This window comes from Pseudomonas sp. HMSC066A08 (genome assembly GCF_001813025.1).
Classification (GTDB): Bacteria; Pseudomonadota; Gammaproteobacteria; order Pseudomonadales; family Pseudomonadaceae; genus Pseudomonas; species Pseudomonas aeruginosa.
Map to the genome: position 1 here is coordinate 316,315 of NZ_KV811371.1, position 13,116 is coordinate 329,430.

The 13,116-nt window shown below is 66.0% G+C and carries 11 protein-coding genes; 9 read left to right on the forward strand and 2 right to left on the reverse strand.

The genetic code is table 11. The annotated features are described in order from the left end of the window. Nucleotides 1–42 precede the first annotated feature (42 nt). Nucleotides 43–954: a LysR family transcriptional regulator gene (locus tag HMPREF2886_RS30000; RefSeq protein WP_070748951.1), complete on the reverse strand. Its 912-nt coding sequence runs from the start codon at nucleotides 952–954 to the stop codon at nucleotides 43–45. Between the two features lie 107 nt (nucleotides 955–1,061). On the opposite strand from HMPREF2886_RS30000, the gene HMPREF2886_RS30005 reads away from it, so the two are divergent. Continuing rightward, nucleotides 1,062–2,420 (forward strand): MDR family MFS transporter, encoded by a 1,359-nt coding sequence (locus HMPREF2886_RS30005; protein WP_070748953.1) that lies wholly within the window; start codon nucleotides 1,062–1,064, stop codon nucleotides 2,418–2,420. Between the two features lie 13 nt (nucleotides 2,421–2,433). Further along, on the forward strand, nucleotides 2,434–2,820 hold the full coding sequence (locus HMPREF2886_RS30010) for a DUF4440 domain-containing protein (protein ID WP_033969024.1): 387 nt from the start codon (nucleotides 2,434–2,436) through the stop codon (nucleotides 2,818–2,820). A 7-nt stretch (nucleotides 2,821–2,827) separates the two neighbouring features. On the opposite strand, the gene HMPREF2886_RS30015 is transcribed toward HMPREF2886_RS30010, so the two are convergent. Beyond that, the gene (locus HMPREF2886_RS30015; RefSeq protein ID WP_033969021.1) at nucleotides 2,828–3,442 is read right to left on the reverse strand and encodes a TetR/AcrR family transcriptional regulator; all 615 of its coding nucleotides are present in this window, start codon (nucleotides 3,440–3,442) and stop codon (nucleotides 2,828–2,830) included. A gap of 156 nt (nucleotides 3,443–3,598) precedes the next feature. Here HMPREF2886_RS30015 and HMPREF2886_RS30020 point away from each other — a divergent pair, with 156 nt between their 5' ends. The 7 genes from HMPREF2886_RS30020 (at nucleotide 3,599) to HMPREF2886_RS30050 (ending at nucleotide 13,054) form a co-directional block, all read left to right on the forward strand. After that, a complete protein-coding gene (locus HMPREF2886_RS30020) occupies nucleotides 3,599–5,140 on the forward strand; it encodes an MFS transporter (protein WP_033969020.1) in 1,542 nt (513 codons plus the stop codon). A gap of 626 nt (nucleotides 5,141–5,766) precedes the next feature. After that, the gene (gene cyoA / locus HMPREF2886_RS30025; RefSeq protein ID WP_033969019.1) at nucleotides 5,767–6,762 is read left to right on the forward strand and encodes a ubiquinol oxidase subunit II; all 996 of its coding nucleotides are present in this window, start codon (nucleotides 5,767–5,769) and stop codon (nucleotides 6,760–6,762) included. Between the two features lie 6 nt (nucleotides 6,763–6,768). Continuing rightward, the gene (gene cyoB / locus HMPREF2886_RS30030; protein ID WP_003086857.1) at nucleotides 6,769–8,745 is read left to right on the forward strand and encodes a cytochrome o ubiquinol oxidase subunit I; all 1,977 of its coding nucleotides are present in this window, start codon (nucleotides 6,769–6,771) and stop codon (nucleotides 8,743–8,745) included. Nucleotides 8,746–8,748: 3 nt separating this feature from the next. Then, a complete protein-coding gene (gene cyoC, locus HMPREF2886_RS30035; RefSeq protein ID WP_003086858.1) occupies nucleotides 8,749–9,378 on the forward strand; it encodes a cytochrome o ubiquinol oxidase subunit III in 630 nt (209 codons plus the stop codon). Then, complete coding sequence (gene cyoD / locus HMPREF2886_RS30040; protein WP_003109258.1) at nucleotides 9,378–9,713, forward strand: cytochrome o ubiquinol oxidase subunit IV; 336 nt, start codon at nucleotides 9,378–9,380, stop codon at nucleotides 9,711–9,713. The genes cyoC and cyoD overlap by 1 nt, the downstream gene beginning before the upstream one ends. A gap of 10 nt (nucleotides 9,714–9,723) precedes the next feature. Further along, nucleotides 9,724–10,614 (forward strand): heme o synthase, encoded by an 891-nt coding sequence (gene cyoE, locus HMPREF2886_RS30045; RefSeq protein ID WP_033969017.1) that lies wholly within the window; start codon nucleotides 9,724–9,726, stop codon nucleotides 10,612–10,614. A gap of 238 nt (nucleotides 10,615–10,852) precedes the next feature. Beyond that, nucleotides 10,853–13,054, forward strand: coding sequence for a TonB-dependent receptor (locus HMPREF2886_RS30050; protein WP_070748955.1), 2,202 nt, complete (start codon nucleotides 10,853–10,855; stop codon nucleotides 13,052–13,054). Nucleotides 13,055–13,116 lie beyond the last annotated feature (62 nt).

Here is a 13,116-nt window from a genome sequence, read left to right on the forward strand (position 1 = left end):
TGTGCCGAGGCCGCCGCGGGCAATCGTGGCGGCCTCGGTTTTCTAACCGGCGTCCGGGTGCCCCAGGCGAGTCTTGAGGAAGTCGATGAACGCGCGGACCTTCGACGGCAGGTGGCGGGTCGGCGGATAAACGGCATGCACGCCCTGGAGCGGAAACCCGTGGTCCGCCAGCAGGCGTTGCAGCGCGCCGCAGCGCAAGTCGGCCTGCACCAGCCAGTCCGGCAGCACGGCGATACCCAGGCCGTCGAGGGCAAAGGCGCGCAGGGCCGCGGCGTTGTCGGCCAGCAGCATGGGATGGCGCGGTCCGCGGTAGCTGCGCAGGGCGCCGTCGGGGGCGCGCACTTGCCAGGGCAGGGAGTCCGCCAGCCGGCTGTGACCGAGATTCTGCAGGCGCTCCAGGCCCTCCAGATCGGTCGGCGGCGGTTCGCCGAGCGCCGCCAGGCAGGCCGGGCTGGCCACCGCCAGGACCTCGAAGCTGGCCAGTTGCACCGCATGGTGCGTGGAGTCCTCCAGGTACCCCAGGCGGATGGCGACGTCGAAGCGTTCGCCAATCAGGTCGGCATGCAGCGATGAGGTCGACAATTGCACCTGCAACGCCGGGTGCAGCCGGGCGAACGCCTGCAGGGCCGGCACCAGTTGGCGCAGGCCGTATTCCTGGGTGGTGGTGACGCGCAGGCTGCCACGCAGTTCGCCATGCTCGGCGCGGGCGTCGTCGATCGCCAGGCGCGCCTCGTCGAGCACCTTCACGCAGCGCTGGTAGAAGCGTTCGCCAGCATCGGTCAGGGCCATCCGCCGGGTGCTGCGGCTGAGCAGAGAAACGCCCAGCTCGGCCTCCAGCCGCTTGAGGTTGAAGCTGACTACCGCACGCGTCTGGCCGAGGGTGTCGGCGGCGGCGCTGAGCGAACCGCAGTCGACCACGGCGCGAAAGGTTTCGAAGCGGTCGAGGCTGACCATGGAAGGCGATCCTATTGTCAAATTCGATTTGACAGTCTATGCGCGATTACCCTCTCCAGATAGCGCGAGCGCCTCGCTATGCTCCCCGGCAAACCTCCGGAGAGCCCATGAATCAACCGTCCCGCCTGGCCACTTTGTACCTGCTGGGGTTCGCCCTGGACCTGGTGAACATCTTCATCGCCAGCGTCGCCTACCCGGACATCGGGCGTTCCCTTGGCGCTTCGGTGGCGACCCTGGCGTGGATCGGCAACGCCTACCTGCTCGGCCTGACCCTGGTGATTCCGTTGAGCGTCTGGCTCGCTTCGCGCCTGGGAGAACGACGACTGATGCTGCTGGCGCTGGCCGGTTTCGCCAGCGCTTCGCTGGGTTGTGGACTGGCTGGATCGGCGGCGACGTTGATCGTCTGGCGCCTGTGCCAGGGGTTGGCCGGCGGGTTACTGATCCCCCTCGGCCAGGCCATGGCCTATCGGAATGTCCCGGCGTCGGCACGGGCCGGCCTGACCGCACGGGTGATGCTGGTGGCGCTGATCGTTCCCGCCGTGGCCCCGGCCCTCGGCGGCTGGCTGGTGGACAGCCTGTCCTGGCGTGGGATCTTCTTCGCCAGTGTGGCGCCGGCGCTGCTGGTGCTGGCCCTGGCGATGCGCTGGCTGCCCAGGCACAAGCATGCGGCGCAGCGCCTGGACCTGCGCGGCCTGCTGCTCGGCTCGGCGGCGCTGGCCACGCTGCTGGTGGCGCTCGCCTGGCTGGGATCGCCCGGCGGCGGCGGGCGTGGCCTGCTCCTGGTGCTGCTGGCCTGCGTGCTGGGCTGCTGCTACTGGCGTGACGGGCGCGCTCGTACCGACGCGCTGCTCGACCTTGGCTTGCTGGAGGCGCCGTTGCTGCGTACGGCGATGCTGGTCTATCTCTGCGTGCCGGGAGCCTTCATGGGCGCCAGCCTGGTCGCCATGCTCTATCTGCAAGGTCCCCTCGGCCTCAGCGCGAGCCGTGCCGGTGCGCTGATGCTGCCCTGGGCGCTGGCGGCCGGCCTGGCCATCGGCCTGACCCGGCGACGCTTCAACCGCTGGGGACCGAAACCCTTGCTGCTGGCGGGTATGGCGATACAGGCCGGCGGTCTGCTGTGGCTGGCTCGAAGCGGGGAGGGGAGCGGCTTCTGGCAACTGGCGGGGGCCTACGCGACCATGGGGTTCGGCGGCAGCCTGTGTAGCAGCGCGGCACAGGGCATGGCCTTGCTCGACGTCCCGGCGGCGCGCATGGACCATGCCAGCGCCTTGTGGAACATCAATCGGCAACTGGCGTTCTGCCTGGGCATGGCCGTGCTCGGCGGGTTGCTCAACCTGTTGCAGGCGCGGGCCGACCCTGCGGCCTTCGTCCACTGCTTCCTGTTCGCCGCCGCTTTCACGCTATTGCCTCTGCCATGGGTGAGGCGTATCGATTCCGCCGGGGTTCGCGCCCTGGTCCAGACCTGAAAGGAGCTACACCATGACTTGTGCCTACCGCCGGGAAATCCACCATGCCCACGTGGCGATCCGCGACTGGCTGGCCGGCGACTCAGGGGCCGACGCGCTGGATGCGTTGTTGGCGCGTTTCGCCGAGGACTTCTCGATGGTCACGCCGCATGGCGTGGTCCTGGACAAGACTGCCCTGGGCGAGCTGTTCCGCAGCAAGGGCGGCACCCGCCCTGGGCTGCGCATCGAGATCGACGGCGAGAGCCTGCTGGCTTCAGGCGCGGATGGCGCGACCCTGGCCTATCGGGAAATCCAGTCCGACGCGGCGGGTCGCAGCGAGCGCCTGTCCACCGTAGTCCTGCACCGTGACGACGAAGGGCGGCTGTACTGGCGCCACCTGCAGGAAACCTTCTGCGGCTGAGCCTGCCTCAGTCGCTGGCACCGAGCAGGCGCAGGAAGGCATCGGCGAGTTCGCCGGCCAGCGGTTGGGTATCCAGGCGGCCGCCGGCGATGGCGTCGTCGGCGGCGCCATGCAGCCCGGAGTAGAGCAGCAGGGCGTTCAGCCGTGGGTTGCGCAGCGGCCAGGCGCCGGCCGCCGCGCCGTTCTCCAGTAGCTCCGCCAATTGCTCCAGCACGCGGTCGCGCTCCTGGTTGCCGCGCTGGTGGTGATGGTGCTCGCTGTAGACCACATCGTGCAGCCGGTAGCCCTCCAGGTAGCCCGCCAGGCCGCTCGCGGTCCAGGCGCGCAGGCGGCCGGGATGGTCGTTCGCCGGACAGGCCTCGACGGCATTCGCGATGCGCTGCTGGAAAGCCTGGGTGAAGCGCTCGCGCAGGGCCAGGAGGATGTCGGTCTTGGCTTGGAAGTAGTGATAGAAGGTGCCCTTGGCGACCCCCGCGGCAGCGACGATGTCGCTGATGGTGGTGGCGTCCACGCCCTTGTCTAGGAACAGTTGCTGCGCCGCCGCCATCAGTTCCTCGAGACGAACCTCCGCAGGCTTGGTGCGCGGTTGGCGGGCAGGCTGTTCGGCGTGGCGATCGGGCATGGAGCGCGGGTCCGGTGGTTGGGTTGCCGGCAGTGTAAAAGAGCGTGGAGGGGAAGACGAGGCATGACAGGAAGATGAGAATGTTTCGCGATATTTATTGACTGACCGTCGGTCAATGGATTATTCCTGGGCCAGCGCCTCTCATCGGAGTACTCCATGAACCCTTCGCGTCGTGTCGCCCTGGTCGCCGCCATCTACCTGGGAACCTTCATCGCCTCGCTCGACATCAGCATCGTCAACCTCGCCCTGCCGACGCTGCAGTACGCCCTGGATACCGACCTGGCCGGCCTGCAGTGGGTGGTCGACGCCTATGCGCTGTGCCTGAGCGCCTTCATGCTGTCTTCCGGGCCGCTGAGCGACCGCTACGGCCGCAAGCTGACCTGGCTGCTCGGGGTCGGCCTGTTCAGCTTCGGTTCGCTGCTCTGCGCGCTGGCCACCTCGCTGCCGCTGCTGCTGTTCGGGCGCGCGGTCCAGGGCATCGCCGGGGCGCTGTTGATACCCGGCGCGCTGTCGATCCTTACCCAGGCTTTCCACGATCCCGGCCAGCGCGCCCAGGTGATCGGCGGCTGGACCTCCTTCAGCGCGCTGTCGCTGATCCTCGGCCCGCTGCTCGGCGGCCTGCTGGTGGAGCACGCCGGCTGGCAGAGCATCTTCCTGATCAACCTGCCGCTCGGCCTGTTGGCGCTCGCCCTGGGCCTGTGGGGCATCGAGGAAACCGCGCACCCCGAGCACGCCGCCTTCGATCCCCTGGGGCAACTGCTCAGCGTGGTCTGGCTGGGGGCGTTGACCTACGCCCTGATCGCCGCGGGAGAGGGCGGCTGGTTGTCTCCCACGGCCTGGCCGGCGCTGCTCCTGGCCGGGGTCGGCCTGCTTGGCTTCCTCTTCGTCGAGCGGCGGACCGCCCGACCGCTGCTGCCCCTGGGGTTGTTCCGCCAGGCCGGGTTCGCCGTCTGCAACCTGGCCTCGTTCGTCCTCGGTTTTTCCGGCTACGCCAGCCTGTTCTTCCTTTCCCTGTTCTTCCAGCAGGTGCAGGGTGCCTCGGCGCAGCAGGCCGGCTTCTACCTGGCGCCGCAGTTCCTCGCCATGGGCGCACTGTCCATGCTGTTCGGCCGGTTGCAGCGGCACGTACCGCTGCGACGCCTGCTGGTGCTGGGCTACCTGGTGATCGGCCTGGCCATGCTGGCGCTGGCCGCTTGCGGTACGGGAACCGCGTATCCCTGGGTCGGCCTGTTGCTGGTGGCGCTCGGCCTGGGCATGGGCCTGGCCGTTCCCGGCACCGGTCTGGCGGTCATGGCGAGCGTGGCCCGCGAGCGTTCCGGGATGGCCTCGGCGACCATGAATACCCTGCGCCAGGCCGGCATGGCCGTCGGCATCGCGTTGCTGGGAGCGCTGCTGAGTGGGCGGGCGATCGTCGTCCTGGGCGATCGGCTGGAGGGGCTGGGGATTGCCGATGCGCAACGGCTCGCCACCCAGGCGGTCACGGCCCATCGCTTGCCTGGTTCCCTGGCGGGACTCGACGCCGAGCTGCCGGCCGCGCTGGCCGAGGGCTTCCGCCTGGCTATGCTGGTGGCCGGAGCCAGCGCCCTGCTGGCCGCCGCGCTGCTCTGGCGCCTGCGCGTTATCGCCGGACCGGCGGCGGATACAGTTGGCGCATCTGGACGAACGGCAGGGGTACAGTTGCAGGCCGATAGACGCTGACTCTCGGGTCACGATGCTGGCGCGGGGGCGATTTCCTTGCGCTATGCTGCTCGAAGCGAAGAATATTCGCGTATTCCAACTGTTGTGCTAGGGTATGACCTGCGACAACCTGTCGCAGGCAGGTAAAAGCCCTACTTTATCTATGTTTGAGAAAGTCTATTGCAAGATGTGTCATAGGCTCCTCAGCTGAAATGAATTGTAATAACTGACGCTCAGTTTCGGTCCAACGAGCGTCGCGCGAGTCTCTGCTCCGCATCGCGATAAATGGGTTCCTGCCTTGCCTGTTGCACAACAAATAGCCGACCGATAACTGCGACCTGATCACCCGGCGGGAAGGGCAATCCTCCTCGCCCAGGCATGCACGTGCCTTGGCCGCCCTTGGCCTCTTCCGGCACAGCTTCGAAAACGCTGTTCATCAAGGAACGACTCAGCGCGTGGAACGAGTCCGCCACCGGATTCGGGAAAGGTATCCGCTTGCCTTCTCCCGTGGCCGGGCAATGGCCGTTCCGTACCCCGGCGGCGACTGCATGTCTGGAACTGGCTGAAGCCAGCGGTCTCCGCCACAAGCCTTGCAAGGAGACATCCATGAGCGACCACTCGCTCCTTCCATCGATTAAGGCCGGAAGATGACCAAAGCAAACCCGTTTGCCGCATTGAAATGGCTTTCCCTGGCGCCCGCGCTGCTGCTCGGCGGCTGCGACATGACCCTGTTCAACCCGAAAGGGCAGGTTGGCATGGACGAGCGCACCCTGATCATCACCGCGACCCTGCTGATGCTGATCGTGGTCATCCCGGTGATCGTGATGACCCTGGCGTTCGCCTGGAAGTACCGCGCCTCGAACACCCAGGCCGAGTACAAGCCGGACTGGCACCACTCCAACCGCATCGAGGCGGTGGTCTGGCTGGTGCCCTGCGTGATCATCGCGATCCTCGGCTGGATCACCTGGGAAAGCACCCACAAGCTCGATCCGTACCGTCCGCTGGACTCCGAGGTCAAGCCGGTCACCATCCAGGCCGTTTCGCTGGACTGGAAGTGGTTGTTCATCTACCCGGAGCAGGGTATCGCGACGGTCAACGAGATCGCCTTCCCGAAAGACACCCCGGTGAATTTCCAGATCACCTCGGACTCGGTGATGAACTCGTTCTTCATCCCGCAGCTGGGCAGCCAGATCTACTCGATGGCCGGGATGATGACCAAGCTGCACCTGATCGCCAACGAAGAAGGCGTGTTCGACGGTATCTCCGCGAACTACAGCGGCGGCGGTTTCTCCGGCATGCGCTTCAAGGCCATCGCCACCTCCGGGCAGGGCTTCCAGGACTGGGTCGCCAAGGTCAAGGCGGCACCGGCCAGCCTGTCGATCGGCACCTATCCGGAACTGGTCAAGCCGAGCGAGAACGTTCCGCCGACCTACTTCTCTTCGGTCAGCCCGGAACTGTTCGGCCACATCCTCACCAAGTACGAGCACCACGGCGACGCCAAGGGTGCCGCGCACGGCGAGCACGCCGGGGCTGAGCACGAAGCCGCCATGACCGGTCACGACATGCAGGACATGGACATGCAAGCCATGCAGGGCATGAAAGACATGAAGGACATGCACATGCAACCGAGTACCCAGGAGTAAGCGCAGATGTTCGGGAAACTGACACTCTCGGCCGTGCCTTACCACGAGCCCATCGTCATGGTCACACTGGCCGTCGTCGCCCTGCTGGGCCTCGGCGTGGTCGGTGCGATCACCTACTACCGCAAGTGGACCTACCTGTGGACCGAGTGGCTGACCTCGGTCGACCACAAGAAGATCGGCGTGATGTACATCGTCGTCGCCCTGGTCATGCTGGTCCGCGGCTTCGCCGACGCGATCATGATGCGCGGCCAGCTGGCCCTGGCCGAAGGCGCCAACCACGGCTACCTGCCGCCGGAGCACTACGACCAGATCTTCACCGCGCATGGCGTGATCATGATCATCTTCATGGCCATGCCGTTCATGACCGGCCTGATGAACCTGGCCGTGCCGCTGCAGATCGGCGCGCGCGACGTGGCGTTCCCCTTCCTCAACTCGCTGAGCTTCTGGCTGCTGGTGGTCAGCGCCATGCTGGTCAACGTGTCGCTGGGCCTGGGCGAGTTCGCCCGCACCGGCTGGGTGGCCTATCCGCCGCTGTCGGAGCTGGCCTATAGCCCCGGGGTAGGGGTGGACTACTACATCTGGGCGCTACAGATATCCGGGATGGGCACGTTGCTCACGGGGATCAACTTCCTGGTCACCGTGTTCAAGATGCGCGCCCCGGGCATGAAGCTGATGCAGATGCCGATCTTCACCTGGACCTGCACCTTCGCCAACATCCTGATCGTCGCCTCGTTCCCGATCCTCACCGCTGCGCTGGGCCTGCTGTCGCTCGACCGCTACCTGGACATGCATTTCTTCACCAACGAGCTCGGCGGCAACGCCATGATGTACATCAACCTCTTCTGGGCCTGGGGCCATCCCGAGGTGTACATCCTGATCCTGCCGGCCTTCGGTATCTTCTCCGAGGTCACCGCGACTTTCGCCGGCAAGCGCATGTTCGGCTACAAGTCGATGGTCTGGGCCAGCGCCGCGATCACCTTCCTCGGCTTCACCGTGTGGCTGCACCACTTCTTCACCATGGGTTCGGGCGGTGACGTCAACGGCTTCTTCGGCGTCGCCACCATGCTGATCTCGATCCCCACCGGGGTGAAGCTGTTCAACTGGCTGTTCACCATCTACAAGGGTCGCCTGCGCTTCAGCACGCCGATCCTGTGGACCCTGGGCTTCATGGTGACCTTCACCATCGGCGGCATGACCGGCGTCCTGCTGGCCATCCCGGGCGCGGACTTCCTGCTGCACAACAGCCTGTTCCTGATCGCCCACTTCCACAACACCATCATCGGTGGCGCGGTATTCGGCTACCTGGCCGGCTTCGCCTTCTGGTTCCCGAAAGCGTTCGGCTTCACCCTCGACGAGAAGTGGGGCAAGCGTTCCTTCTGGTGCTGGCTGGTGGGCTTCTACATGGCCTTCATGCCGCTCTACATCCTCGGCTTCATGGGCATGACCCGCCGCCTGAACCACTACGACAACCCGCTGTGGAAGCCCTACCTGGTGGTCGCGTTCTTCGGCGCCGTGCTGATCTTCTGCGGCATCGCCTGCCAGCTGATCCAGCTGTTCGTCTCGGTCCGCAACCGCAAGCAACTGGCCGACGTCAATGGCGACCCGTGGGAAGGCCGCACCCTGGAATGGGCCACTTCCTCGCCGCCGCCGTTCTACAACTTCGCCGAACTGCCGAAGGTGCAGGACGTGGATGCCTTCCACGACATGAAGAAGACCGGCACCGCCTACCGCAAGCTGCCGGCCTACCAGCCGATCCACATGCCGAAGAACACCGCCGCGGGCTTCTCCATCGCCGTGTTCGCCTTCGTCTTCGGCTTCGCCGCCATCTGGCATATCTGGTGGCTCATGGCGGTCGGCTTCGTCGGCATGATCGGCTCCTTCATCGTGCGCAGCTACAACCAGGACGTCGACTACTACGTCCAGCCCGAAGAGATCGAGAAGATCGAAAGCGCCCGTTTCCAGCAACTCGCCAAGCAGGTCTGAACCATGTCGACGGCAGTATTGAACAAGCATCTGGCCGACGCCCACGAAGTGGGCCACGACCACGATCATGCACACGATAGCGGCGGCAACACCGTATTCGGTTTCTGGCTCTACCTGATGACCGACTGCGTGCTGTTCGCCAGCGTCTTCGCCACCTACGCGGTGCTGGTCCACCACACCGCCGGCGGCCCCAGCGGCAAGGACATCTTCGAACTGCCCTACGTGCTGGTGGAAACCGCCATCCTGCTGGTTTCCAGCTGCACCTACGGCCTGGCCATGCTCTCCGCGCACAAGGGCGCCAAGGGCCAGGCGATCGCCTGGCTCGGGGTCACCTTCCTGCTCGGCGCCGCGTTCATCGGCATGGAGATCAACGAGTTCCACCACCTGATCGCCGAAGGCTTCGGCCCGAGCCGCAGCGCCTTCCTGTCGTCCTTCTTCACCCTGGTCGGCATGCACGGCCTGCACGTCAGCGCCGGCCTGCTGTGGATGCTGGTGCTGATGGCGCAGATCTGGACCCGCGGCCTCACCGCGCAGAACAACACCCGGATGATGTGCCTGAGCCTGTTCTGGCACTTCCTCGACATCGTCTGGATCTGCGTCTTCACCGTCGTCTACCTGATGGGGGCCCTGTAATGAGCAGCGCTGCACACGACAACCACGGCGCCGGCCACGGTAGCCTGGGTTCCTACGCGATCGGCTTCGTGCTCTCGGTGATCCTTACCGCGATCCCGTTCTACATGGTCATGGACGGCGGCTTCTCGCGCCACGCGACCATCCTCACCATGGTCGTCCTCGGCCTGGTGCAGGTGGTGGTGCACCTGATCTGCTTCCTGCACATGAACATGTCGTCGGAAGGGCGCTGGAACGTGATGGCGTTCATCTTCACGGTGATCGTCATCCTGCTGGTGGTCGGTCTCTCGCTGTGGATCATCTTCAGCGCCGACATGCTGATGATGCCGATGCCCTGAGGGCCATGACGTGAAGCTGAAACGCTATCTCCTGGTGGCCAAGCCGGGAATCATCTTCGGCAACCTGATCGCGGTGGCGGGGGGATACTTCCTCGCCGCCCGCGGCAGCGTCGAGCCGATGCTGTTGCTGGCCACGGTCATCGGCCTGTCGCTGGTGGTCGCCAGTGGGTGCGTGCTGAACAACTGCATCGACCGCGACATCGACCGGCACATGGAGCGGACCCGCGGGCGGGTCACCGTGACCGGGCAGATCTCGCTGAAGGCTGCCCTGGCCCACGGCCTGGTCCTCGGGGTCGCCGGCTTCGGCCTGCTGTGGTGGCGGACCAACCCGCTGACCACCGCGCTGGCCGGCTTCGGCTACTTCGTCTACGTCGGCCTGTACAGCCTGTGGTTCAAGCGTCGTTCGCAGTACGGCACGCTGGTCGGCAGCCTCTCCGGGGCGATGCCGCCGGTGGTCGGCTACTGCGCGGTGAGCGGCCGGTTCGACGCCGGCGCCGCCTCGCTGCTGGCGATCTTCTGCCTGTGGCAGATGCCGCACTCGTACGCCATCGCCATCTTCCGCCTGAAGGACTACGAGGCGGCCGGCATCCCGGTGCTGCCGGTGGCGCGCGGCATCGCGGTGACCAAGATCCACATCGTGCTCTACATCCTCGCCTTCATGGCGGCGACCCTCGCCTTGTGCCTGGGCGGCTACGCCGGCTACGGCTACCTGCTGGTGGCGGTGGCGGTGAGCCTGTGGTGGCTGGCCATCGCCCTGACCGGCTACTGGACCGCCGATGACCGGGTCTGGGCGCGCAAGCTGTTCGCCTTCTCCATCGTCGCCATCACCGCGCTGAGCGTGATGATGTCCATCGACTTCCAGGTGGCGCCCGCCACCCATCTGGTCGCCTCGCTGTTCTGAGGCGACACGCTTCAGGGAAAGCCCCGCCGGTCGATTGGCGGGGCTTTTTTTTGTCTGAGCGATGGCCGGCGTGCCGTCGCCGCCAGGGAGAAGGGGCGTGCGGCGAGCCCTCTGTTCCGGGACTCTGCCGTTGGTTATCAGATTTTTCCGGGAGCTTTTTCGGAGCTGTCCGGCTTGTGGAAAAAAACCTCCATCAATCAAATGCTAATGATTATCAATAATCAAGATGGAGTACTTCATGAATCGTCGCAACGAGCCGTCCCCCTTGCCCACCAAACGCCCGCTGGCGCCGCTGATGCTGTTGATGGCCGCCTGCTCCTCGCCGGCCCTGGCCGAGGACGCGGCGCGCAAGGACGATCCCCTGGAACTGGGAGCCGACACGGTCACCGGCGAGCAGGCCTCGTCCAGGGTCGAACGCTCGGCCTCGGCCAAGTACGCCGTGCCGCTGCTGGATACCCCGCAGACCGTCACGGTGGTGCCGCAAAAGGTGATCCAGGAGCAGAACGCCCTGAGCCTGCGCCAGGTGCTGTCCAACGTCTCCGGCATCACCTTCAACGCCGGCGAGGGCGGCGGCGGCTCCGGCGACAGCATCAACATCCGCGGCTTCAGCGCCAACGCCAACATGCAGGTGGACGGACTGCGCGACAGCGCCCAGACCAGCCGCAGCGACCTGTTCAACTTGGAGGCGGTGGAAGTGATCAAGGGACCGAACTCGGTGTTCGGCGGCGCCGGCACCAGTGGCGGCAGCATCAACATGGTCAGCAAGCAGCCCAGGGCCGAAGCCTTCACCCACCTGGGCGCCGGGCTGGGCACGGACCGCTACCGGCGCCTGACCCTGGACACCAACCAGCCGCTGGAAGGGCTCGGCGAGTCGACCGCCTTCCGCCTCAACCTCATGGCCCACCACAACGACGTCGCCGGGCGCGAACAGATCGACAAGCAGCGCTGGGGCATCGCGCCATCCCTGACCTTCGGCCTGGACACCCCGACCCGCCTGACCCTGAGCTACTTCCACCAGCGCGACGACAACCTTCCCGACTATGGCGTGCCGGCGCTGAACGGGCGCAAGCTGGACGGCGTCAGCCGCCACGATTATTTCGGCTGGCGCAACCTGGACGAGGAACGGATCGACAACGACGTCGCCACCCTCAAGCTCGAACACGATTTCAGCGACGACTTCCAGTTGCAGAACCTCACCCGCTATTCCCACCTGCATCGGGACACGGTGATCTCCGCCTCCCACGTCAACCAGAAGGGCCTGCCGCCGGGCTGCTACCTGCCGGCGGGACCGCAAGCCTACGGGCGCGATTCGAAGACGCGGATGTGGACCAACCAGAGCAACCTCACCGCCCGCTTCGACACTTTCGGCCTGGGACACACCCTGGTCGGTGGCTTCGAGCTGACCCGCGAGACCTACGAGCGCACCACCTACTCCTACAACATCGGCAAGTACTATCCAACTGGCGGCTTCGACCTGTACAACCCGCCGGGCCATTGGTCCGGCCCCACCGACAAGCGCGACAGCGGGCGCAACCGCACCGCGCTGGAGACCAAGGGGCTCTACGCCTTCGATACCATCGCCCTGGACCCGCGCTGGGACCTGAGCCTGGGCCTGCGCTACGACTGGATCGACGGCACCTCGCGGAGCAGGCCGGTCGGCAAGCCGACGGTGCGCGCCGACAGTTCCGACGGCAAGCTCAGCGGCCGTGCCGGGCTGGTGTTCAAGCCGCGCGAGAATGGCCGGATCTACGTCTCCTACGGCACCTCCTTCAACCCCTCGGCGGAGTACCTGGTCAGCACTGGCTCCGGAGTGAGCCAGGCCACCGGCGATCTGGCGCCGGAGAAGAACAGCACCTACGAGCTGGGCACCAAGTGGGAGTTCCTCGAACGCCGCCTGGAACTGGATGCGGCACTGTTCCAGGTGAAGAAGGAGAATGCCCGTGAAAGCCTGCTCGACGGCAGCTACGTGATGGCCGGCGAACAGCGCGTGCGCGGGTTGGAGCTGAGCGCCAAGGGCAAGCTGAGCGAGCGCTGGGACCTGTTCGCCAGCTATACCTTCCTCGATAGCGAGGTGCTGAAATCGGTCAGGTATCCCGAGCGAGAAGGCCAGGCACTGGCCAACACCCCGCCACGCTCGCTGAGCCTGTGGAGCACCTACGAACTGCCCGAAGGCGTGACCCTGGGCTATGGCGCGCGCTACGTCAGCCAGCGCAACGTCACCTCGGCGAGCACCGACAAGCTGGACGCCTACTGGGTCCACAGCCTGATGCTCGGCTACCAGGCGGCCCGCGACCTGAAGCTGCAGCTCAATCTCGACAACCTGTTCGACAAGGCCTATGTCGAGCGGGTGCGCCAGGTCAGTGGCAGCCAGACGCGCTCCTCCGCCATCGAATACGGCGACGGCCGCTCGGCGATCCTCTCGGCGGTCTACGCCTTCTGAGTCTGCGGCCGCGGATTCCGGCACCTTCCACACGGGCGCCGGAATCCGCGGAGGATCGCGCT